A 22,934-nucleotide genomic window follows, 5' to 3' on the forward strand; every position below is an offset into this window, starting at 1 on the left:
GCCATGCCGCTGCACCCCGACATCGCCCGGGCCCTCGCCGCGATGCCGGCGCCGCCTCCCGGTCCGCTGGACCCGGAGGCGATGCGCGCCGGCGAAGAGGCCCAGGTCCCGCCGGTGGCCGACCGCCTGCCGCTGCACTCCGTCCAGGACCTCACGGCGAAGACCGACGCCGGCGAGGTACCGGTGCGGGTCTACACGCCGGCCGAGGCCGGCGCGTACGGCCTGCTGGTCTACTTCCACGGCGGTGCGTTCTTCCTCGGCAGCCTTGAGACGCATGACCACGTCGCGCGCGCGCTGGCCAAGGAGACCGGGCTCAAGGTCGTCTCCGTCGGGTACCGGCGGGCGCCCGAGCACGCCTTCCCGGCCGGCCTGGACGACTGCTACGCCGCCGTCCGCTGGGCCGCCGAGAACGGCGACTCCCTGGGCTGGGACGGCACGACGCTGGCCATCGCCGGCGACAGCTCCGGCGGCACGTTCGTCGCCGTGGTCGCCGCCATGGCGCACGACGACGGCTTCGACCGGATCACCCACCAGGTGATGTTCTACCCGTCGCTCGACCTGGACTTCGACGTCGACCGCTACGCGTCGCTGCGCGAGAACGCCGTCGGCCACGGGCTGGAGACGGCCGGGCTGAAGCCGTTCAACGCCTTCTACATCGACAGCGGCGCCGACCCGGCGGACCCCCGCGTCTCCCCGGTCAAGCGGGCGGACCTCACCGGGCTGCCGCCCGCGCTGATCATCACCGGCGAGCTCGACCCGCTGCGGGACGAGGGCGAACTCTACGGGCGGCGGCTGAGCGGCGCCGGCGTGGACGCGACCGTCAGCCGGTACGCGGGCGCCGGGCACGGGTTCGTGCAGCACTTCTCGTGGATCCCGGAGTACCACCGGGCCTACGAGGAGACCTGCGACTTCCTCGCGCGCTGACCGCACCGAACCGACGGAGAACCGCCATGTCCGCAGTGAGAGTCCATCCGCTGGTGTCGCCGTGGGGCCGGTTCGGCCTCTACAGCTTCTTCATCGACGCGCCCGAACCGGCCATCGTCGACACGGGCATCGCGTCGTCGCCCGCCGAGGGGATGGCCCCGGCGCTGGAGGCCATCGGGCGCAGGATCGAGGACGTCCGCTGGATCCTGCTGACCCACGGCCACATCGACCACGTCGGCGGGGCGCACGCCCTGTGGGAGCTGACCGGCCGGCGCGCGCAGGTCGTGATCCACGAGGCCGACGCGCCGCTGCTGCGCTCGCGCCGGGCCCACGTGGACGAGTACCTCGCGGGCCGGGGACGGTACCTGAACGACCCCGAGGGCGAGGCCAAGGTGACGGCCGCCGCCAACGCTGTCATCTCCGGCGAGATGGAGCCGACGATGCCGGTCACGGGGGGCGAGACGATCTCTCTCGGCGGTGATGTGAGGGTCTCCGTCCACTCGATCCCGGGCCACACGCGGGGGTCGGTCGCCTACGTCATCGACGGCCGGCGCTCGGTGTTCGCCGGCGACGCCGTCCAGGTGCACGGGGCCGCCAACGGCTTCCCCGGCTTCGAGGACCCGGTCGCCTACCGCGCGAGCCTGGAGTACCTGCGCGACGAGGTCCGTCCGAGGCACCTCTACCTCGGCCACCCGTACCGCCGCGCCGACGGCACGCCCTACGGCGTCGAGCTCGACGCGGACCAGGCCGGGGAGGCGCTGCGCGAGAGCCTCGACATCGAGGGCCGGGTCGGGCAGGCGGCCCGCGACTGCCTGTGCGCCGGCCTCCGGGAGACGGACTCCGCGTACTCGCCCTTCGCACCCGTCGCGCGCGAGACCGGGTACACCGCCGACCCCACGCTGGAGCCGTCGCCGTTCTTCACGTCGATGCACGGCTACCGCATGCAGAAAGGCATCCATGGCTGACTTCCAGATCATCCAGGCGGGCCTCGACGAGATCGCCGTCCGCAAGGACCTCCGCGTGCCGATGCGCGACGGCGTCACGCTGATGGCCGACGCCTACCAGGGTGTCGACGACAGGCCGCGCCCGGCGCTCGTCGCCCTGAGCCCGTACGGCAAGGAGCTGCAGGCCCTCGCGCTGACGACGCCGCCGCAGCGGCGCCCCAGCCCGATGTGGGACGGCTGCATCGAGGCCGGCGACATCGCGCGCGTCGTCAAGGCGGACTACGTCCACGTCATCGGCGACCTGCGCGGCTCCGGCGCGTCCGAGGGCGAGCACATCGGCAACTACAACGCCGGCGGCGTCTCCCTCGGCCAGGATGCCCACGACTTCATCGAATGGGTCGCCGCGCAACCCTGGTGCGACGGCAGCGTCGGCATGATCGGCATCTCCTACTTCGGCTCGATGCAGGTGCTCGCCGCCGCCGAGCGGCCGCCGAGCCTCAAGGCGATCTTCGTCAGCGGCGGCCACTACGACTTCTACGAGACCACCTACCACGGCGGCGTCATGTGGTTCATGCCGCGCGCCGCCCGCGAGGGCCGCGGCGGCGACTCCGGCTGGGCCTTCACCGACCGCGTCAAGTCCCGCATGCTGGAGACGTTCTCCCCGGAGGAGATCAAGGAGCGCGTCGCCCGGCGGCTCCAGGACCCGGACGTCGCCGCCTGGCCGAACCTCGTCCACGTCCTGCACTACCCGAAGAACCACGAGGCCTGGTTCGACATCGTGATGAACGAGGTCGACGGCGAGTGGTACGAGGAGCGCAACCCGGTCACGCTCGCCCCGAACATCGACATCCCGGTGTGGCTCCAGCTCGACCAGGGCCGCGGCTGGACGCTCGACGGCACGATCGAGGTCTTCAACCGCCTGAAGGGTCCGAAGAAGCTCGACATCGGCCCGTACCCGCCGATGCAGTCGCGGCCCTTCATCGAAGAGCACGACAAGATGCTCCGCTGGTACGACTACTGGATCAAGGGCATCGACAACGGCGTCATGGACGAGCCCGCGGTCACCGTCTTCGTCGAGGGCGCCCGTGCGCAGGTGACCGGCGCCCAATGGCCGCCCAAGCCCGTCCGGTACAAGCCGCTCTACCTGCGTCCGCGCCGCAGGCTCTCGTCCGAGCCCGAGCCGATGGGCGCGGAGCACGCCGCCCCGGACGGCTTCTACCAGGCGCCCCTCACGGTCACCGACAAGGTCGAGATCCTCGACTGGAGCACCGGCCCGTTCGAGGAGCCGACCGAACTGATCGGCACGGGCGCCGCGCACCTTTTCGCGGAGATCGACCAGGACGACACGAACTTCATCCTGCGCCTGTGGGACGCCGCGCCCGACGGGTCGCGCCAGCTCATCACGACCGGCTACCTCAAGGCCTCGCACCGCGAACTCGACGAGGAGCGCACCACCGAGGGCGACCCGTACCACCCGCACACCCGCGCCGTCCCCGTGGAGCCCGGGAAGATCGAGGAGTACGTGCTGCGGCTCTACCCGTTCGCGGCGACCTTCCGTCCCGGCCACCGCCTGGTCGTGGAACTCTCGAACAACGAGCCGCTGACCGACGCCCACAACGCCCTGCTGCCGCCGGACGCCTTCCACCTCCCGGTGGGCCGCCCCGTCACCCACAAGATCTACCGCGACGCGGCCCACCCGTCCCGCCTCGTCCTGCCCTTCACGACCTGAGGCGGCCCGCCTCTTGACCGGCCGCGGCCTGGATCATACATTCACTCATAGTTTGTATGAATGAAGGGCGGCGGGATGCGACAAGGGACGGCCGTGGTGCTCGGCGGCAGTGTGGCGGGGCTGTGCGCCGCGGGAGTGCTCGCGAAGCACTTCGCCAAGGTGATCGTCCTGGAGCGGGACGAGCTGCCGCCCGGCGCGGAGCACCGCCGGGGCGTGCCGCAGAGCAAGCACCCGCACTTCCTGCTCAACTCCGGCCGCCGCGCGATCGGCGAGATCTTCCCCGGTTTCGAGGAGGCGCTGATCGCCGCCGGCGGCATGCACCTGATGCCGTCGATGGACGCCGCCTACTGCGAGAACGACGGCTGGGCCCCGCGCAAGTCCGGCTCGATGACGATGGTCTACAGCTCCCGCGTGCTCATCGAGCGGGTCCTGCGCGAGAAGGTCCGCGAGCTGCCGGCCATCGAGATCCGCGAGGGCGTGACCGTCACGGGCGTGCGTTCCAGCGGGGGCGGCACCGCGCGGGGCCGCGTCGAGGGCGTCGAGTACCGCACCGCCGGCGAGGACGAGGGCCACCTGCCCGCCGACCTGGTGGTCGATGCGCTGGGCCGCGGCTCCTCGTCCGTCGACTGGCTCAGCGCGGACGGCTGGGCCGCGCCGCCGGAGAAGACCCTCGACGCCAAGGTCACCTACGTCTCGCGGTGGTACGACCTGCCGCCCGCCGACCGGCGCCCCGGGTCGTGGTGGTGGCGGCACCTGGTCGTCACCCCGAGCCAGGACACCGGCGACCATCCCGAAGAGCACGAGTTCCTCAGCAACTTCTTCCCGATCGAAGGCGACCGCGCCATCGTGTGCATGGGGTCGTGGGGCATCGACATGCCGCGCAAGACCGAGGCGTTCGAGGACGCGGTGGACCGCGTCCGGGCCACGGCCTTCGGGCGTGCGGCCCGCGCCTGCACCCCGACGTCCGAGGTGCACCTGACCCGCTCCACCGGCAACAAGTGGCGCCGCTTCGACCTGCTCGACGTGCCGCCGATCGGGCTGGTCTGCGTCGGCGACTCGATCTGCGCCTTCAACCCCTTCTACGCCCAGGGGATGAGCTCGGCCGCCCGCTCCGCGCTCATCCTCGGCGAGGTGCTGGGCAGCCGCGAGGCCCTCGACCTCGCCTTCTTCCGGGAGTTCCTCGCCCGGCAGAAGAAGTCCCTGGACGTGCCCTGGATGCTCGCGATGGCGCGCGACCAGGCCTACGACTTCGCGACCGGCAGCGAGGTCGCCGCCGCGTGGCGGCGCGGGCTGGCCGCGCGCCTCAGCTGGCCGATCTTCAACGCCATCAACGCCACCAGCCGCGAGGACGCCTACGTCGAGCGGACGTTCGCCCAGGTGTTCAACCTCGACAAGTCGCTCAGGCAGATGGCCGCCGACCCGCGGTTCTGGTTCGGCATCGCGCGCTACAAGCTGCGTCAGCGGCTCGGACGGACGGTCGTGCCCGGCGGTTTCGACGAGCGGCAGGACCCGCCCGGCACCGACTTCACGGGCTACACCGGCGCGGCGGGCGCGCCGTCCGCCGGAGCCCGCCGCGGCGACGATCTCGTCGGAACCTGACCCGGGAGCCGGACATGGGCCACACCTGCGACTCGGCGGCCGAACGCGTCGCCGAACACCTCGGCTTCTCCTGCCACGGCGCCGAACCCGTGGTGGACTTCCGCAACCCGTTCGGCCTCGCGAACGGCACCATGCCCGTCCTGGAGCTGCTCATCGTGGGCGGCGCGGTGTTCGCCCTCGTCCACGCGTGGCGGCGGTGGCGGCGCGACGGCGACCCGGTCAACATCTCGCTGTGGTTCGCCTCGGTCGTCTACCTGGCCGTGATCGAGCCGCCGCTCTACTTCCCCGGCTGGTTCGGCCTGGAGGAGCACGTCGGGTTCATCTTCTCCCACAACGTGTTCACTGTGCAGTTCATGTACGACCGGCTGCCGCTCTACATCGTGGCCTTCTACCCGGCGATCTCGCAGCTCGCCTACGAGCTCGTCCGGGCCCTGGGCGTCTTCGCCCGGCGCGGCCCGCTGCTCGGCTCGGTGGCGGTCGCGTTCGCCTGCCAGGTCTTCTACGAGATCTTCGACCAGCTCGGGCCGCAGCTGAAGTGGTGGGCGTGGAACCCCGCCAACGAGATGATCAACCAGCCCGCGCTCGCGTCGGTCCCGATGAACAGCATGCTGCTGTTCGCGTCGGTCTCCTTCGGCGCGATGACCTACCTGGTGGTCCGCCTGACCGGGGGCGGCGACCGCGCGCTCACCGGGCCGCAGCTCTCCTGGCGCACCGTCCTCGCGGGCGCCGCGACACCGCTGGCGATGATCATCGTGAGCGCGCCCAGCGGCGCCTTCCGCGGCGAGGACGCGCTCGGGATCCAGCGGGCCGTCCTCTCCGCCGAACTCGCCGCGGTCTGGATCGCCGGCCTCTACCTGCTCGCGGACGCCTGGCGCGCGACGCGCACCGATCCGGCCCCGGTCGCGTCGCCGCTGTTCGCGCGGACCTACCCGGCGCTGTACCTCGGCGTCCACGTCGTCCTCTGGCTGATCGCGCTGCCGGCGTACCTCGCCTCGGCCGACGGCGTCACCGAGCAGGGCACGCCGATCGGCAGCCTGTGGTACGCCGCGCTGTGCGCCGTCGCCGCGACCGGCTTCATCCTGGGTGTGCTGCGCGTCAGCGCGCCGCGACCGGCCGCGGAGCCTGTGGGACCCTAGAGGCATGGCGCGTCACGGCTGGGGAGGCCGGCCCCCCGCATCGGATGCCGAGGCCCGGCAGCGCATCGTCGACGCGACCGCCCGCTGCATCGACAGGCACGGCGTGGTGAAGACGACCCTCTCCGATGTCGCGAACGAGCTCGGCGTCACCCGCCAGACCGTCTACCGCCATTTCAACCGGATCAGCGACATCGTCGGCGAGGTCGCGGCGCAGGGCGCGGAGTCGTTCGTCGACCGGCTGGTCGCCCATCTCCAGGGGGCCGGCGATCCGGCCGAGGCCGTGGTCGAGGGCATGATGTTCTGCCTGCGGACCATCCCGACCGAGCCGCGGCTGAGCCTGCTCCTGCAGCTCAGCGACTCCGCCGCCTTCGGCCGCGGAGCCACCGCCGCGGACGCCGTCGCCTACGGCGCCCGGATGCTGCGGCGCTTCCCCGTCGACTGGGCGGACGCCGGTGTCGGCGAGGACGACCTCGACGGCCTCGCCGAGATCATCATGCGGCTGCTGACGTCGCTGCTGGAGCACCCGAGCGAACCGCCCCGGGACGAGGCCGACCTCCGCGCCCTCCTCACCCGCTGGCTCGCCCCCGCGCTGCGCCGGCCGCCGGCGTCCGTACGCCGCTCTCCGAGCCGGCACCCGTCCCCGGAAACGGCCCGGGTGCCGAACACCCGCTGACGGATCCCGGCGCCGGCCGCCGCGGCCTTCGCCGTTCGAGAATCCACGCGTTCTTTGGGGAATGCGGTGGAGACCTTTAGCTTTAATGCTGATCTAAAGGATGATTTTCAGTACGTTGCCGTAAGGCTAATTTGAATTCTTTCGCCGCATGCGAGGATCGGCGTTGATGGAATGGAGAAATGTCGGCCGAATGAAATGATCGGCGGGGGGCCGGATGTACGAGACCAAGCGGCACGAGCGCACCGAGGGCGCGGCTCCGCCCGCGGGCGGATACGAGCGCTACGTGGGCGGCAGTCCCGAGGTCGAGCGGGTGCTCTTCGAGAAACTCGCCCGCGACATCATGCGCGTCCAGTTGAAGATCAGGAAGCGCGCCGGCGCGGCGGGGATCGAGCGCACCTTCCACGCGAAGGCGATCCTCGGCGTCGAGAACGCCACGCTGACGTTCCGGCCCGATCTTCCCGGCGACCTGTGCGCCGGATTCGCCCGGCCCGGCGCCGCCTACCCGGTCATCGTCCGGCTGTCCAACGCGAGCGGCGCGCGGCAACCGGACTTCGCGCCCGACCTGCGCGGTGCGGCGCTGCGGATCCAGGCGGGCCCCGCGGAGGTCCACGACCTCCTCATGACGAACCATCCGGTCTCGCACGCGCGGAACGCGCGCGAGTTCGTCGAGTTCGCCAAGGCGATGGCGGGCGCGGACACGACTCTGCGCAAGGGGGTGGCGCTGTTCCTGAAGCTGCCCGCGGCGGTGGGCTGGTCCACCGCCGCGCGCATGCGGCGGAACGTGACCGCGGGCGCCCGGCACAAGGTGCGGAGCCTCGCGCTGGAGACGTACTGGAGCCGCGGCGCGATCATGTGGGGCGACGCCGGACCGGTGCGCTTCCGGCTCAGGCCCGCCGCGGGAGCGGCCCCGGCACCGCCGCCGTCGCAGACCGATCCCGACTACCTCGCCCATGAGATCTCCGCCCGGCTCGCCGCCGCGGACATCACGTTCGAACTGGCCGTGCAGCGCTACACGGATCCCCGCCGGACGCCCATCGAGGACGGCGCCGCCGACTGGGCGGACGAGGACGCACCGGTCGTCCCGGTGGCGACGCTGACGATCCCCGGGCAGGACCTCGACACCGCGGACGCGCGCGCCGCCGCGGCCCGGATCGACGAACTCGCGTTCGACCCCTGGAACACCACCGACGAGTTCCGGCCGCTCGGCAACCTGAACCGCGCCCGCAAGGCCGCGTACGAGGCGTCCAGCGCCCATCGCCGGGGGTTCCGGTTCAGCGCGCCGCCGCCGAAGCGCAACGTCGTCGCCGGGCGGCTCCTGCGGTCGGGCTTCCGTGCGCTCAACCGGCGCGTCCCCTGGCACCGGCTGCCGACCTCGGCCGGGCTCCTCAACCTCGAAACCGTCCGGCAGGAGCTGCGCCGCCGCAACCTCATCGACACCGAGGCCCGCGAGGCCCCGCCGGACGCCCGTCCCGTGCCGCCCCCGCCCGTCGACGAGCAACTGCGGGTCAGGCGCAGCTACGACGGCACCTACAACGACCTGTCCGCGCCGATGATGGGCTCGATCGGCTCGGCGTTCGGCCGCAATCTCGCTCCGGTCCACCGGCCCGATCTCTTCGACGAGCCCAACCCGGTGACCGTCAGCAGGGAGCTGCTCCACCGCAGGGCGTTCGTCCCGGCACGGTCGCTGAACGTCATCGCCGCCGCGTGGATCCAGTTCCAGGTGCACGACTGGGTCGCGCACAAGCGGTACCCGACCGGGACGAGGGACGTCGAGGTGCCGCTGCCGCCCGGTATGACATGGCACAACACCCCGGGCGGAGCGGCCGAGAACGTGATGCGCTTCGCCGACAACGAGGGCGTCCACCCGGCGGACGGCCCGCCGACCCTGTTCGCCAACACCGCCTCCCACTGGTGGGACGGGTCGGAGGTCTACGGCGGCGACGAGACCATGGCCCGGTCCCTGCGGGAGCCGGACGGCGGCGCCGCCCTGCGCCTGGAGAACGGGCACCTGCCGGGGGACGCGGCCGGCATCCCGCTCACCGGCTTCCGGGAGAACTGGTGGCTCGGCCTCAGCGCCATGCACACCCTCTTCGCCCGTGAGCACAACACCGTGTGCGAGGCCCTGCGGAGCGAGTACCCCCGCATGGACGAGGACGCCGTCTACCACACCGCGAGGCTCATCGTCTCGGCCCTCATCGCCAAGATCCACACCGTCGAGTGGACCCCGGCCATCCTCGCCACCGACCTGATCGAGATCGGGCTGAACGCCAACTGGTCGGGCCCGCCGCGGAACTGGCTGACCCGGCTGGGGCTGTGGCTGGTCGACGCGCACGCCCTCACCGGCATCCCCGGGACGCTGCCGGACCACCACGCGGCGCCCTACTCGCTCACCGAGGACTTCGTCACCGTCTACCGGATGCATCCGCTGATCCCGGACGACTACGAGATGGCCGACCACGCGTCCGGCCGGACGCTCCGCACCCTGGGCTTCAACGACGTGCAGGGCGGCGCGACCGAGGGGGTCATGCGCGGCGTCGGGCTGGCGAACTCGCTCTACTCGTTCGGCATCGCCAACCCGGGCGCGATCACCCTGTACAACTACCCGCGCGCGCTGCAGGCGTTCGAGCGGGACGGCGAGGTGATCGACCTGTCCGTCGTCGACCTCGTGCGCACCCGCCGGCGCGGCGTCCCGCGCTACAACGACTTCCGCGCCGGCCTGCACAAGCCGCGCATCCGGAGCTTCGAGGAGCTGAGCGACGATCCGGAGACGGTGGCGCGGCTCGGCGACGTCTACCGGACGGTCGACGAGATCGACACCATGGTCGGGCTCTTCGCGGAGAACCCGCCCGAGGGCTTCGGCTTCAGCGACACGGCCTTCCGCATCTTCATCCTCATGGCCAGCCGACGGCTGCAGAGCGACCGCTTCCTCACCGTCGACTTCCGGCCCGAGATCTACACGCCGCTCGGCCTGGACTGGATCGAACGCAACGGCATGACGAGCGTCATCCTGCGCCACTGCCCCGAACTGGCCGCCGTCCTGCCGAGGACCACCAGCGCGTTCGCGCCGTGGCGGCGGGCCGCCGCGGACGGGCCCGCATCCGGCGCCCGGCGCGGCTGAGAAGGAGGACGACATGTCCGTGGACCACCTGACCGGCCACCGGGGCCTCGCGGCGCTCCGCTCCCAGCCGGTGCTGGAGACCATCTGGCGGCGGCGGACCCACCGGGTCAGCCGGGGCGCGGACGTGCCCGCCGGGTCGATGAGCTACCGCTCCCCGCACCGTCCGATGCCGCTGGAGGAACTGGAGGAGGCGGTCCTCATCGCGCTCACCGGCTGCTCCGGCCTGACCATGCCGGACCGCCTGTTCGAGGACCCGCGGGACGGGACGTCCATCATGGCGAAGCCGAACCTCACCATGGCCGGGCGGACGGCGGGCAGCCCCGACAACGCGCAGGGCACCCACTTCTTCATGATCAACGACAGCGGGACCTACTACCTGCGGAAACTGCCGCCGTCCCCGGGGAGCCCGCTCGACGCCGACGCGCTGCTCGACCGGGCGCGGCAGGCCAAGGTGAAGGTTCTGGACCACCGCCTCGACGTGGCGGAGGGCAAGCGCGACTTCCCGGCCTACCTGGACTCCAACCGCTTCCTGTCCAACATCCCGGGAACGACGGTCTTCTTCCCTGTCGTCGACCTCTCCCACCAGTACATCAACGCGCTGATGTATCTGCTCACCCAGCCGGAGGGGGCCAGGCCCGTCATTCTCGACGACCGCAACTTCTACCGCCCGGCGGGCGTGCGGAAATGGGTGCGGAACGGTTTCCTGAACGCCGACATCAAACTGCCGCTCGGCGCTCTCGGGCCGATGCGCACCCAGGTCGAGGCCGACCTGCTCCTGCAGAACATGATGCTGGTCGCGGACGCGATGGGCATGGGCGCCTGGATCCACGCCACGCTCCATCCGCTGATCGCGCTGGGCGATCCGAAGTTCTCCGGCACCTACGGCCGGATGCTGGGATTCGACTTCGTCACGCCGCGCTTCCGTCCCGCCGACATCCTGCGCTGGCACATACCGCTGCCGAAGTACGCCTCGGCGCGCTCCCATCCGGTCGGGCTGCGGGTACGCGGGGAGCACCTCATCAAGGCCGCCTGCCCGCCCAACTACCCGTCCATGGAGAAGGCGGTCGACGCCGTCATCGCGGCGAAGTTCGGGCCGGACGGCGTCTACGCCGACAAGGACCTCTTCGCCCGCATCTACAAGGGCGACTACGGCCGGAAGTACCTGGCCGAGGCGAGCGCGTACGACCAGCGGGTGATCGACTGCGCCCGCGACATCTGCACCTACATCCACGACACGCACGGGCGGTTCCCGGCACACGCCGACGCAATTCACGTGCCCGGCATCTGGCTCCAGACGCACCACATCGAGTCGGAGTACTACGAGCGCTTCTTCGCCAACGGGACGACCGACGCGCACGCCCGGCATGCCGAGCGGTGGCACGGCTCCCCGGACGGCGGGCCGCCGCCGTGAATCCACGCGGGCGGCGGCTCCCGGCCGCGGCCTGACAGAAAGGGGTGGGCCGATGCAGGTCTACGAAGCCATCGTCCAAGGCCTGGAGGACATCGGTGTCGAGGCCGCCTTCGGCGGCGCCGGGGAGAACGCCGCCGGGCTCATGCTGGCGCTGGACCACTCGCGGCGGATCCGGCCGATCATCGCGCGGCACGAGCAGGCCGCGTCCTTCATGGCGTGCGGGTACGCGATGTACACCGGCAAGCTGGGCTTCTGCTTCGCGACCGCCGGGCCGGGGGCCTTCAACCTGTTCTCCGGTCTGGCCGTGGCGATGTCCGACTCCTATCCCGTCCTCGCCGTCTCGGGGTACGCGTCCCGGAAATGGCAGGGGTGGGGGTCGCTCAACGAGACCTCCGGCCTGAACAGGACGCCCGACTCGCGGGCCATGTTCGCGGCCGCGACCAAGAAGTCGTTCCTGCTCGCCGACGCCGCCGACACGTGCGACGTGGTCGAGGAGGCGGTGAACATCGCGTTCGGCGGGCGGCCGGGGCCGGTGCACATCCACGTGCCCGAGGATCTGACCGAACGCGGGGTCGAGGTCGGGGACGTCCGGCCCGTCCGGCTCGATGTCGCGCCGGTCCTGCCCGATCCGGTCCGCGTGGACGAGATCGCGTCCGTCCTGGCGGACGCGATCGAGAACCGCAGGCGCATCGTGGCGCTGGTGGGGTTCGGCGCCGTCCGGAGCGGGGCGGGGGAGGAGATCAGGCGGCTCATCGAGAGGTTCCAGATCCCGCTGCTGACCACGCTCGACGGCAAGGGCATCGTGTCGGAGGGGCATCCCCTCTCGGTGGGCGTCTTCGCCGACAGCGGCCATGCGAGCGCCTGGAAGGCCTTCCGGGAGGCCGATGTCGTGCTCGCCGTCGGGAACGCCTTCAACCAGCACGCCACGTTCAACTACCGCCCGGACCTGCTCGACGGCAAGACGCTCATCCACGTGAACATCAGCGACACCGAGTTCCGCAAGGCGTTCAGGCCCGACCACGAGCTCCTGTCCGACGCCCGGCCGGCGGTGGCGGCGCTGGCCGACGCCCTGGAGAAGAAGGTGGGCGAGGTCCCGGCCGCCGAGGTCGATGGCAGGGACTGGGAGGCCCGGCACATCGTCCACCTCACCGGGAAGATCCACCCCGGGGAGCTCGCGCAGGCGATCGGCCGGATGCTGCCGGACCGCGCGATCCTGCTCGCGGACGCCGGCGCGCACCTGGCCTGGCTCGGCTACTACGTGGAGCTCCAGGACGGCCAGAACTTCCGCAAGGCCGGTTCGTTCGGGCCGATGGCCGGGCACGTCAACGGCGCCATCGGCCTGAAGGTCGCCCACCCGGACCGGACGGTCGTCGTCGGCTGCGGCGACGGGTGCTACTCGCTGTCCGGCTTCGAGCTGATGACCGCCGTGGAACACGACATCCCGGTGATCTGGGTCATCTTCGACGACCGGGAGTTCAAGCTGATCAAGATCTTCCAGGTCGCCACCTACGGCGAGTCCGCGCTCGTCGAGTTCGAGAACCCGGACTTCGCCGCGTACGCCCGGGCCTGCGGCGCCGACGGCCACCGCGTGGAGACGCTGGACGAGTTCGAGGACGCGTTCCGCACGGCGCTGGCCTCGGGCCGTCCCACGGTCATCGACGCCGTCATCACCCGGTGGGCCATTCCGCACTACAGCCCCTCGCCCGACGGCGTGATCGCCGGCCTGGTCGAGACCTTCGAGGAACGCTTCCGCGACCGATGACGCCATTCACGGAGGAACGCATGCGGCATCTCATCATGTGCTGCGACGGCACCTGGAACACGCCGGAAATGGAATCCGTCACCAACGTGCGGCGGCTGTACAACGCCCTCGACCGCGCGGACGAGGACGGTCACCGGCAGTCGGCCTGCTACCAGCCGGGCGTGGGCTCCCTGCGGAACAGGCTGCTGGGCGGCGCGTTCGGGCTGGGGCTGTCGGACAACGTGATGGACGCCTACCGCTGGCTGGCCGGCGAGTACCGTCCGGGCGACCGCATCTGGCTGTTCGGTTTCAGCCGCGGCGCGTACACGGCGCGCAGCCTCGCCGGCATGATCTCGGCCTGCGGGCTGATCGACACCACCGCGCTGGACGAGGCGGCGGTCCGCGCGGAGATCACGCATGTCTACGATCACGGCTACCGTCAGCGCGGGACCAGCCGGCTTTGGCGGCGCGGCCTGGCCTTCCGCTACGACCCGGACGACCGGGAGCAGATCCCGGTGTACTTCGTCGGAGTGTGGGACACCGTCGGCTCGCTCGGCGTCCCCGACTACCTGGGCTGGCTGAACCTGCTCGACCCGTCCCGCGGCCATGACTTCCACGACCTGAGACTCAACCCGTACATCAAGCACGCGCGGCACGCCGTGGCCATGGACGAACGCCGCGGACCCTACGTCCCGACATTGTGGGCCGAGCCGTTCACCAGCGGGCAGGACGTCAAGCAGGTGTGGTTCCCCGGCAGCCACAAGGACGTGGGCGGCGGCCACCTCCGCACGGGCCTGAGCAACGGCGCGCTCCAATGGATGATCGACGAGGTGCGGGGCGTCGACCTCCCGCTCGGCTTCCGCAGGACGATGCTGGAGCAGATCCGGCCCGATCCCCTCGACGCCCTCCACGACGACGACCGCGGCATGATCGGCGTGGTCGAGCCCCTGGCCGACCTCAAGCTGAGGCCGCTGCTCGAAGTCGCGCTCCAGCCGCGTCCCCGCGCGGTGCCCAAGATCGACCCGAGCACGCGCGACCCGGAGGTCCACCAGTCGGTGTACGACCGGCAGCGGACGCCGTCCATCACCATGGGACCGTACCGGCCCACCAGGGTCCTCGCCCCGGGGCGGCCGGAGACCGTCGAGGTGTTCGCCGGTGAGCCGTGGAACGAGACCGGCCTCTACCTGGAGGCCGGCGAGTACGACTTCACCGCCGAGGGGGAGTGGCTGGACGGCGGCATCGTGTCGGGCCCCGCCGGCACCGGCGGGCTGCGCCGCTTCAACCCGCTGACCGAGCGGCTCCGGCTCGTGCGCACCCTGCTCGGCGGGGTCGAGCGGCTCTTCTGCGCGGCGTCCGGGAACCGGGCGGCCCACTCGCCCGGCGCGCGCCGCGACGTGCGCCTCCCGTGGATGTCGCTCGTCGGCGTCGTCGCCAACGACGCGGTACGCGTGAAGGGCGAGATCACCGCCCATGAGCACTTCGCGATCGGCACGGGAACGCGCCGGCGGGTACGCAAGAGCGGCTACCTCTACACGTTCGCCAACGACGCCTGGGGGTCCAGCGGCAACAACCGGGGCAGCGTGCGTCTCACCGTGACCATGGCCTCCGCGGGCCGGAGCGACCGCCCCCGCGAGCCCCTCACCGCCCTCGCGCCGGAACGCGCACCACGACCATGAGCCGACCGGATCACGCCGGGTCACGGTTTTGGGCGGCGAGTGCGGTCTTCGTCAGTTTCTCCATGCGCCGGCACGCCCGTGCGTAGAACCTGACCTGGGTGACGCGGCCGAAGAGGACGAAGCCGAGACGGACGACGGGGTTCGGGATGGATCCCCGCTGCGAAAAGGCGTGGATGTGGAATTCCACCTCGCCGGTGTCGAGCCATTTGCGGACCTCCTGGTCCATCTGGCCGCGTTCGAGGTGCCCCTTCAGCGTCCGGTAGTTCCAGCCCCATACTCTCGCCCGGCGGCCGTTCTGCTCGATATATCCGTCGACGACGTCCCCGACGCGCAGCCCGAGATAGAAGCGCAGGCCGTAGAAGCGGCCTTCGAGGAGCATGTCCCGCCCCGGTTCGGGCGGGCCCGAACTGCAGACTTCCCGGATGATGGAACGGTCGGCGTACTGGTAGTCGCGCACCAGGCGGCGTGCGATCTCCCAGCTTCCGCCCGGAACCGGCGGCCCCGGCGGCTCGCCCGGCAGCGGCTGCCGGTAGTCGTCGACATGCCAGCCGTTCTGAGGCCTGCTCATGTCGTGCTGCTCCGGATCGAAGTTGAGGGGGAGCTCGCGCAGTTCGGCGCGCCGCCGCAGCATCCGCTGCTGGACGCGGGTGCTCCCCCTCATGGAGCCGTCCTTTCCGGCTGACGACGCGGTGCGGGCCGCGGACCGCCGATGCGGCGGGAGACCCGCTGGACGGCGGCGTAGGTGGGGCCGCGCACCTGCTGGAACAGCCCGGCGGGAGGCAGTCCCCGGATGGGGTTCCGTGCGGGATTGAAGCGCATGCATTCGCTGTCATCGCCTCGCGGGCGCCCCAGGAGCCGCAGTTCGCCGAACCGCTCCCATGCGCCGAATTCGGTGGCCACGACCAGGTCGAGCAGCAGCGGCCGCTCGTCCACCGAGCGGGCGAGGGCCGCGAGGCCGGCCGGAACGGCGTGGTCCCGCCGCGCGACCGCGCCCAGCAGGACCCGGCGGTCACCGGCCCGGTAGGCGAGCAGGGAACCGTAGAAGGCCGGGCTCCAGCGGGTCGCGGGCCGTAGCAGGCGGCGGCCCAGCGGTGTGCGCCCGGTCGTGGCCAGCAGCAGTTCCGCGGTGGTTTCCGGTTCGGTGCCGCCGGCCGGCGGTTGCCGCCAGCGCAGCGCCAGGCCGAGCAGGTCCGGCAGCGCGGGCGGCAACCCGACCGCGCGGGAGAGGCGCACTTCGCCCCGCAGTTCCGTGTGATCGTCCAGCAAGGGGACGCCCCAGTGCTGCGACGTCCCGTGCAGGGTGAGCGCGGCGTCGAGCACCAGGCCCCGGGGATGCAGGGGACGGTCGCGCAGGTGCGCCGCCAGCGCGAAGGTCCGCGCGAACGCCGCGGTGACCGCCCGGGTGAGCAACCGCTGCCCCCGCTCGGGGCCGGAGACGTCCGCCCGTTCGGTCAGCACCTCCACCTCGCCGATCACCCGGCCACCGGACAACTCGGCGACCCGGGTGCAGAAATGCGTCCACATGTGAAGCTGCATTTCCTTCGCGATGCCCAGCCTTTTATAGAGGACCTCTGCGATCCGGTCGCCGCTTCTCGCCCAGGACTCGATCGTGAACGCAAGGCCGCCTTCCCGCGTCCGCTCCGCGCGGAACTCGATTTCCCCCGCCTCCAGGTGGCCGCGCAACGTCACGAACCGAAACGACACCGGTGTGCGTTCCACGACCCGGACCGGACAGTTCCAGGGCCCCGGCATGTGGACGACGTACTCGTCCCCCACGTCCAGGAGCCGGGACGTGCCCGAGGTCTTGTCGAAGACGGCGACCTCCACCGGGGAGGCGGCGTTGAGATCGGCGCCCACGCGCTCGATCAACTGTGCGGGGGTCAGCGGGCTGCCGGAGATCCTGACCGTGTAGCGCCGCTGGTAGAGCGGTCCGACGCCCTGCCGCGGATCCTGCACCCGGTCCCCGCCGCGACGCGGGAGCCGCTCGATCTCCGAGCGCACGCTCGTCTGCAGCCTCCGCCGCGGCACCCCGCGCGACCGCCGCAGCCACCGCCATCCCGCAACGCCCATGCCCACGGGCCACCGCACCGCGCGTACACGGCGCCGCGAACGTACTCGCATCGCGTCCCCCGGATCCTCGCCCCCGTTGTCCCCACCCGGCTCCAGCGGGTCGACCCGCGCTGGCCTACCCGCTCTGACCAGGCCGAACCGTTCACCGCCGCGCGACGGCCAGGGCTTTCGCGGTGACTATCCGCGCCCGGCGGCGGGTACCGGGAGGCACATGGGCAAGGACGAGAAGGAACCCGCCGTGGGCGACGAGGTCACCTGGCGCAGCCACGGCTCCACGGCCGAGGGCCGAGTGGAGAAGAAGGTCACCGACCGCCGCGAGGAGGCCGGCCGCACCGTCGCGGCCTCGCCCGAGGAACCGCAGTACGTCGTGCGGAGTGCGAAGAGCGGCAAGAAGGCCGTCCACAAGGGCTCGGCGCTGCGCAAGGGAAAGGGCTCGAAATGAGCGCGGACGAGGAGGCGGCGGCCGAGTTCGGCAAGGCCGTCAACATGACGGCCACAGAACTGGAACGGTGGCTGGACACCGAGGAGTCGCTGTCGGTCGGCCAGAAGGACGGCGGCGGGGAGTCGACGGGCCACGCGTCCGGCCGCCGGATCGTCGAGTTGCTCCGCACGAACAGGTCGGACCTGAGCGAGGAGGACTACGCGCACATGCGCAAGGTGACCGGGTACGTCCATCGGCACCTCGCCCAGCGTCCATCCGGCGATGTCACCGGCACCAAGTGGCGCTACTCGCTGATGAACTGGGGCCACGACCCGCTCAAATGATCGGTGCGAGGGATTTGCTCCGCCTTGTCGCCAATTCAGCCGACCTTAACTTTTGACGCGATGTCCGCGGGGCATCGGTCCCGTATGAGGCACGCACCACCTGCGGGCCGCGGCGGTTGAGGGCTCCGCCGTGACCGCTCCCACACCGCCGCCCGGTCCGGCGCCGGGGGCCCGTCCGCGTCCCCGGCTGGCGGTGTCCAGTTGCCTGCTGGGCGAGCCGGTCCGCTACAACGGCGGCCACAGCCGCGACCGGTTCCTCACCGGCCCTCTCGCGAGCCACGTCGACTGGGTGCCCGTCTGCCCGGAGATCGAGATCGGCCTCGGCGCCCCCCGCCCCACCCTGCATCTGCGCAGCGACGGACGCATCGTCAGCAAGGACCAGACCCGCGACCACACCGACGCGATGGCCGCCCTCGCCGGCGACCGGCTCCCCGGCCTCGCCGGCATCGACGGGTACGTGTTCAAATCAAGATCGCCCAGTTGCGGGCTGCTGAGCCTGCCGCGCTACGCCTCCGGCCGGCCCGGCGAACGCACCGACGGGCAGCCCGTCGACCGACAGGGCCGCGGCGCGTTCGCCGCCCTCGTCACCGACGCGCTCCCCGACCTTCCCGCCGAAGAGGACGGCCGGCTCCGCGACCCCGTCCTGCGCGAGCACTTCGTCGAGCGGATCTTCGCCCACGCACGGCTGCGCGAACTCTTCAGCGGCGACTGGCGCCCCCGCGACCTGGTCGCCTTCCACAGCCGCCACAAACTGCAGATACTCGCCCACGACCCGGCCGCCTACCGGGACATGGGCCGCATCGTCGCCCGAGCAGGCACCCGGCCGCGTCACGAGCTGGAGACCGACTACCGCCGCGCCTTCAGCCGAGCCCTCGCCGTCCGCCCCAAACGCGGCCGCCACGCCAACGCACTCCTGCACATCTTCAGCCCCCTGAGCGCCCACCTCGACCCGACCCGGCGCCACGACATCGTGGCCGCGATCGAGTCCTACCAGCATGGACAGGCGCCGCTCAGCGTCCCGATCGCCCTGCTGCGCCACCACGCCGAAGGCGAACACCTCGCCTACCTGGCCCAGCAGACCTACCTGGACCCCTACCCCGCCGACCTCCTCCTCCGCCACCACCTCTGATCTTTTCGCGGCAGAGGATCACCGGTCGTCCTGCGGCTCGCCGTCCGTCTCGCCGCTACCCGGTACAGCCGAGTGGTGCGGCAGGCCGTGCGTTCGCCGCCGCTCCTTCATCTCGGCCTCGTAGACGTGCCGCCGGCCTTCCATCAGCCGGTCGCGCACGTCCTTCTCCAGTTGCCGGAAGGCCTGGTAGTAGCCGTCGTCGTACTCCTCGACGAGCTGGAACGTCCAGCGGCCCGTCAGGACGTTGCGGCCGATCAGCTCCCGCGCCACTCTGTCCGCCAGGTCATCCTGGCCCGCCTCGCGCAGGAACGTCACGGCGTCGTCCAGCTGCGCATCCGCCCGGCCGGTCAGCTGGTGGAACGCGTAAAGGTGCCCGCGTGCGCACTCCGTGGTCTCCAGTGCCTCCGACATACGTCCGGCCGCGGTGACGGCCTCGTCACCGGCACCCTGCGGCCTGCGATGGTGCGGCGCGGGCCGATCGCTGGAGCCTCCGTTTTCGATCATGCATCACCTCTACCCCGCGGAGCAGGCCACGCCCCGCTCGGCGCCCGTCCGCACCGGCACACTTCGCCTTCACCGTCCTAACCCGGACGGCCCTCACTCTGCGCCCCCCCGATAGGCGCATCGGGCCGGCTCTGCGGGGAAGGGAGCCCTTGTGGGAGTGGTCGGCCGCTTGGACACTTACCAGAGGCGGCACCCCTGGGTGGGCCTGCCGCTCGCGGTGGTGTACAAGTTCGTGGACGATCAGGGCGCGTATCTCACAGCGATGATCACCTATTACGGGTTCGTGTCGCTGTTCCCGCTGCTGCTCCTGCTGGTGACCGGGCTGGGTTTCGCGTTGCAGAGCAACCCCGGGCTGCAGCAGCGCGTGCTGGACTCCGCGCTTTCGCAGTTCCCCGTCATCGGGGACCAGATCGGCGCGAACATCCATTCCCTCCAGGGCAGCGTCCTGGCGCTGGTCGCGGGCATAGCGGGCTGCCTGTACGGCGGCTTGGGCGTTGTCCAGGCAGCCCAGAACGCCTTGAACAAGGTGTGGGGAGTGCCGCGCAACTCCCGGCCGAATCCCTTCGCCGCCAGGCTGCGCAGCCTGGCGCTGCTCGGCGCCGGAGGCGGCGTGCTCCTGGCGACCACGCTGCTGTCGGCGGTGGCCGCCTCCGCCGGCCTCGTCGACGCGGCCGTGCGGACGGCGGCCATCGTGTCCGCCGTCGCCGTCAACACCGTGCTGTTCACGGTGGTGTTCCGGACGCTCAGCGCCCGGCCCCTGACCATCGCCCAAGTCCGGACGGGGGCGATCACGGCCGCGCTGGTCTGGCAGGCCCTGCAGTGGGCCGGCACGTTCCTGCTCGGGCACATGCTCAAGGGCGCCACCGCCACCTACGGCATGTTCGGCATCGTGCTCGGCCTGCTGACGTGGATCTATCTGGGCGCGGTCACCTTCGTGGCCGCCGCCGAGATCAACGTCGTCCGCGACCGGCGGCTGTGGCCCCGCAGCCTTCTGACGCCCTTCACCGACAACGTCGAACTGACGGCGGCGGACCGGCGCGCCTACACCTCCTACGCCGAGACCGAACGTCACAAAGGCTTCGAAAACGTCGACGTCGACTTCGACCCGCCTCAACGTGACGACGAGGAGTGACCTGCTCAGGCGAAGGGCGGCGGACCGCTTCCGGTCAGCGGGATGACGTCGGACCAGACCGCCGAATCACCGAGCGTGACCTGCGCCTCGCGGCCGTCCGGAAGTCTCAGCGTCCGGTCGTGCGAGTCGTCGGCATCCAGGTCGCCGACGGTCGCGGTCCCGGACCACTCCCGCTGCTTGGCGCGCAGATCGACGTAGACCTCGGCCTCGGTTCCGTCGCCGCTGATGAGGGTGGCGGGGCCCCGGTAGCGGCTCACGCCCGGATCTTCTGATCGGGGCCGGCGTGGAGAGTGCTCATGAAGACGCACCATAGCGTCCCCCTACGACAGCAGTGCTGATCAACAGCAGTGCTGATCAACGCGAGGCCGTGGGGACGGCCGCCGGCGCGTGCGGATAGTCCGGGGAGCGGTGCTGGAACGACAGGATGGCGGGGTTCTGGACGACGCCCTCGCGGATCTCGATGGCCCGCCGGATGGTCTTGGCGGAGTCCCAGGCGGCGGGGCCCGCGAGCACCGTCGACAGGTGCGGTATCAGCGCCTGGCTGATCTCCCAGGTCGCGGAGTCCCACAGGTAGGACGGGCTGTGGTCGACACCGTAGTGGTGGATGTTGTGGCCGACGGTGAACATGGGTTCGGCGAAGGTGGTCGGCCGGGCCCATTCGAAGCCCATTCCGGCGTCGCAGGAGACGTCCACGATGAGGGCGCCGGACGGGAAGAGCGGCAGGTCGTCGTTCATGGCGAACATCAGCGGGGCGTCGGTGTCCTGCAGCACGCAGTTGACCACGATGTCGTGCCGGGCGAGGAAGGCGGCCGTCGCGATGGGGCCGTCATCGGTGAGGACCTGGGTGCGGGCGGGGACCTCGGGGTCACGGTCGAAGTGGACGATCCGCGCCGAGTGGATGGGGGAGCCGACGGCGCTGACGCCCCGGTGGGTCAGGACGTCGACGTCGTGGATCCCGTGGGCGTTGAGGGCCGTGACCGCGCCCCGGGCGGTCGCCCCGAAGCTGATGACGGCGGCGTGCCGCCGCCGGCCGTAGGCGCCGGTGGATCCGGTGAGGGCGAGGGCGTGCAGGACGGAGCAGTAGCCCGCGAGTTCATTGTTCTTGTGGAAGACGTGCAGGTTGAACCCGCCGTCCGGAGCCCAGTGGTTCATCGCCTCGAAGGCGATCAGTGTGAGCCGCCGGTCGATGGCGGCCTGGGTGAGTTCCCGGTCCTGGACGCAGTGGGGCCAGCCCCACAGAACCTGGCCGGGGCGCAGCTCCTCAAGGTCGTGGGGCAGCGGCTTGAGAAGCAGGACGATGTCGCATCGGGCGATGAGGCGGTCGCGGGGGAGCAGCCCGGCGACGTGGGGAGCGAGTTCCTCGTCCGAGATGCCGAAGCTCTCGCCGTAGCCGCGTTCGAGGTAGATCCGCGACCGCAGGCCGGGGTCGATCCGCCGGAAGTGCAGCGGATGTATCGGCTGCCGGCGCTCGTTCTCCTTGGCCGTGTGCGCCAGGATGCCGAGGCTCAAACCGGAATCGGATTTCAAGATCGACAAAATGTCCCTTCTCGATGGGCGAAGCCGGTGGGGCGGGTCAGCCTCAGGGCTGGATGTCGCGGTTCCCCGGCCTTTCCGACCTTACTTCAAGCATTTCCGGCGATGTCATGGCTGCCCGATGGCCGCCCGGTGCGCCCCGCTACCGTCCGGTCGGCCATGGTCCGCGTCTCACATCTGCGGGGTCTGCGGGGCCTGCGGCGGGCGGAGCGCGATGATCCGCGCGGCCGTGCTGTCCGCGGGGGCGGACATGCGCCGATCCTCGGCGAGCTGGACGAGGCGGGCGGAGGTGTCGGCGAACAGCAGCAACTGGCGCGCGGTGGCCGGGTTGAACGGCTGCGCGCCCGGCTGCCCGAGGACGGCGAGCACCCCCCGCGCCGCCTCGCCGGTGTCCAGTGGCAGGATGAGGATCGGGCCGGCCGGCAGGGTGCTGAGCGTCTGGTCGGCGGCGATCCGCGCGGACAGCGCCCGGCGGGAGCCGAAGGCCCGTCCGAGCATCGACCGGCCGCGCCGCACCGTGAGCCCGCGGATCCGGTCGCTGCCCGCGCCGACCGCGATATCGATCCGCAGCGTGTGGGCGTCCTCGCAGGGGAGGGCGATGAACGCCAGCGGAACGCCCGCCATGGCGCGGGCCTGCTCGGCCACGAGGATCAGTAGGCGGGGCAGGGAGGCTCCGTGCAGGACCGCCGTCATCAGGTCGAACGACGCGGTCACGCGCCGGTCGTTCTCCGAGCGCCGGGCCTCGTCCGATGGCCCCCAGGCGCTCACTGGCAGATCGTGGCCGGTCATGGCGTCATCCCTTCTCGCCCGTCCGTTGCCGGGCCTCGGCCGGGCGGCGGACGGGGTTCCG

At 71.4% G+C, this 22,934-nt stretch carries 20 protein-coding genes; 14 read left to right on the forward strand and 6 right to left on the reverse strand.

The annotated features are described in order from the left end of the window. The first annotated feature begins 3 nt into the window (after window positions 1-3). From AL2_RS14570 to AL2_RS14615, 10 genes are all read left to right on the forward strand, one after another. Entirely contained in the window at window positions 4-924 is a 921-nt protein-coding gene (locus AL2_RS14570; protein WP_067634081.1) for an alpha/beta hydrolase, read from the forward strand. Between the two features lie 26 nt (window positions 925-950). Beyond that, window positions 951-1,889 carry an MBL fold metallo-hydrolase gene (locus tag AL2_RS14575; protein WP_067634083.1) on the forward strand — a complete coding sequence of 313 codons (939 nt, stop codon included), beginning with the start codon at window positions 951-953 and terminating at the stop codon, window positions 1,887-1,889. Continuing rightward, the gene (locus tag AL2_RS14580; protein ID WP_067634085.1) at window positions 1,882-3,597 is read left to right on the forward strand and encodes a CocE/NonD family hydrolase; all 1,716 of its coding nucleotides are present in this window, start codon (window positions 1,882-1,884) and stop codon (window positions 3,595-3,597) included. The genes AL2_RS14575 and AL2_RS14580 overlap by 8 nt, the downstream gene beginning before the upstream one ends. A gap of 75 nt (window positions 3,598-3,672) precedes the next feature. Then, window positions 3,673-5,196 (forward strand): FAD-dependent oxidoreductase, encoded by a 1,524-nt coding sequence (locus tag AL2_RS14585; RefSeq protein ID WP_067634086.1) that lies wholly within the window; start codon window positions 3,673-3,675, stop codon window positions 5,194-5,196. A 14-nt stretch (window positions 5,197-5,210) separates the two neighbouring features. Beyond that, entirely contained in the window at window positions 5,211-6,332 is a 1,122-nt protein-coding gene (locus AL2_RS14590; protein ID WP_067634088.1) for a hypothetical protein, read from the forward strand. A 4-nt stretch (window positions 6,333-6,336) separates the two neighbouring features. Further along, window positions 6,337-7,005, forward strand: a complete 669-nt coding sequence (locus tag AL2_RS14595) for a TetR/AcrR family transcriptional regulator (protein ID WP_067634090.1) — start codon at window positions 6,337-6,339, stop codon at window positions 7,003-7,005. A gap of 214 nt (window positions 7,006-7,219) precedes the next feature. After that, window positions 7,220-10,123, forward strand: a complete 2,904-nt coding sequence (locus AL2_RS14600) for a peroxidase family protein (RefSeq protein ID WP_067634092.1) — start codon at window positions 7,220-7,222, stop codon at window positions 10,121-10,123. 13 nt (window positions 10,124-10,136) lie between these two features. Then, complete coding sequence (locus AL2_RS14605) at window positions 10,137-11,534, forward strand: hypothetical protein (RefSeq protein ID WP_067634093.1); 1,398 nt, start codon at window positions 10,137-10,139, stop codon at window positions 11,532-11,534. A gap of 52 nt (window positions 11,535-11,586) precedes the next feature. After that, entirely contained in the window at window positions 11,587-13,296 is a 1,710-nt protein-coding gene (locus tag AL2_RS14610; protein ID WP_067634095.1) for a thiamine pyrophosphate-binding protein, read from the forward strand. Between the two features lie 20 nt (window positions 13,297-13,316). After that, window positions 13,317-14,951: a T6SS phospholipase effector Tle1-like catalytic domain-containing protein gene (locus tag AL2_RS14615; RefSeq protein ID WP_067634097.1), complete on the forward strand. Its 1,635-nt coding sequence runs from the start codon at window positions 13,317-13,319 to the stop codon at window positions 14,949-14,951. A gap of 10 nt (window positions 14,952-14,961) precedes the next feature. On the opposite strand, the gene AL2_RS14620 is transcribed toward AL2_RS14615, so the two are convergent. Both AL2_RS14620 and AL2_RS37410 read right to left on the reverse strand, forming a co-directional pair. Beyond that, window positions 14,962-15,612 (reverse strand): DUF1990 family protein, encoded by a 651-nt coding sequence (locus tag AL2_RS14620; protein WP_168444517.1) that lies wholly within the window; start codon window positions 15,610-15,612, stop codon window positions 14,962-14,964. Next, the gene (locus tag AL2_RS37410; protein ID WP_168444518.1) at window positions 15,609-17,021 is read right to left on the reverse strand and encodes a DUF1990 family protein; all 1,413 of its coding nucleotides are present in this window, start codon (window positions 17,019-17,021) and stop codon (window positions 15,609-15,611) included. Before AL2_RS37410 ends, AL2_RS14620 begins: the two co-directional genes overlap by 4 nt. A gap of 211 nt (window positions 17,022-17,232) precedes the next feature. On the opposite strand from AL2_RS37410, the gene AL2_RS14630 reads away from it, so the two are divergent. The 3 genes from AL2_RS14630 to AL2_RS14640 all read left to right on the forward strand — a co-directional run bounded on the left by AL2_RS14630 (window position 17,233) and on the right by AL2_RS14640 (window position 18,915). After that, on the forward strand, window positions 17,233-17,463 hold the full coding sequence (locus tag AL2_RS14630; protein WP_067634100.1) for a hypervirulence associated TUDOR domain-containing protein: 231 nt from the start codon (window positions 17,233-17,235) through the stop codon (window positions 17,461-17,463). Continuing rightward, window positions 17,460-17,786 carry a DUF3140 domain-containing protein gene (locus AL2_RS14635; RefSeq protein WP_067634102.1) on the forward strand — a complete coding sequence of 109 codons (327 nt, stop codon included), beginning with the start codon at window positions 17,460-17,462 and terminating at the stop codon, window positions 17,784-17,786. The genes AL2_RS14630 and AL2_RS14635 overlap by 4 nt, the downstream gene beginning before the upstream one ends. A 130-nt stretch (window positions 17,787-17,916) precedes the next feature. Next, a complete protein-coding gene (locus AL2_RS14640) occupies window positions 17,917-18,915 on the forward strand; it encodes a YbgA family protein (RefSeq protein WP_067634104.1) in 999 nt (332 codons plus the stop codon). Window positions 18,916-18,933: 18 nt separating this feature from the next. Here the strand turns inward: AL2_RS14640 and AL2_RS14645 are convergent, their stop codons facing one another. After that, a complete protein-coding gene (locus AL2_RS14645; RefSeq protein ID WP_067634105.1) occupies window positions 18,934-19,419 on the reverse strand; it encodes a hypothetical protein in 486 nt (161 codons plus the stop codon). Between the two features lie 169 nt (window positions 19,420-19,588). On the opposite strand from AL2_RS14645, the gene AL2_RS14650 reads away from it, so the two are divergent. Further along, on the forward strand, window positions 19,589-20,551 hold the full coding sequence (locus AL2_RS14650; protein WP_210747597.1) for a YihY/virulence factor BrkB family protein: 963 nt from the start codon (window positions 19,589-19,591) through the stop codon (window positions 20,549-20,551). A 5-nt stretch (window positions 20,552-20,556) separates the two neighbouring features. Here the strand turns inward: AL2_RS14650 and AL2_RS14655 are convergent, their stop codons facing one another. The 3 genes from AL2_RS14655 to AL2_RS14665 all read right to left on the reverse strand — a co-directional run bounded on the left by AL2_RS14655 (window position 20,557) and on the right by AL2_RS14665 (window position 22,873). Beyond that, window positions 20,557-20,808: a DUF4873 domain-containing protein gene (locus AL2_RS14655; RefSeq protein ID WP_067634109.1), complete on the reverse strand. Its 252-nt coding sequence runs from the start codon at window positions 20,806-20,808 to the stop codon at window positions 20,557-20,559. 97 nt (window positions 20,809-20,905) lie between these two features. Beyond that, the gene (locus AL2_RS14660) at window positions 20,906-22,060 is read right to left on the reverse strand and encodes a N(5)-(carboxyethyl)ornithine synthase (RefSeq protein ID WP_210747598.1); all 1,155 of its coding nucleotides are present in this window, start codon (window positions 22,058-22,060) and stop codon (window positions 20,906-20,908) included. Between the two features lie 195 nt (window positions 22,061-22,255). After that, the gene (locus AL2_RS14665) at window positions 22,256-22,873 is read right to left on the reverse strand and encodes a GAF domain-containing protein (RefSeq protein WP_067634111.1); all 618 of its coding nucleotides are present in this window, start codon (window positions 22,871-22,873) and stop codon (window positions 22,256-22,258) included. Window positions 22,874-22,934: the final 61 nt, after the last annotated feature.

This window comes from Actinomadura latina NBRC 106108, from assembly GCF_001552195.1.
GTDB lineage: Bacteria > Actinomycetota > Actinomycetes > Streptosporangiales > Streptosporangiaceae > Spirillospora > Spirillospora latina.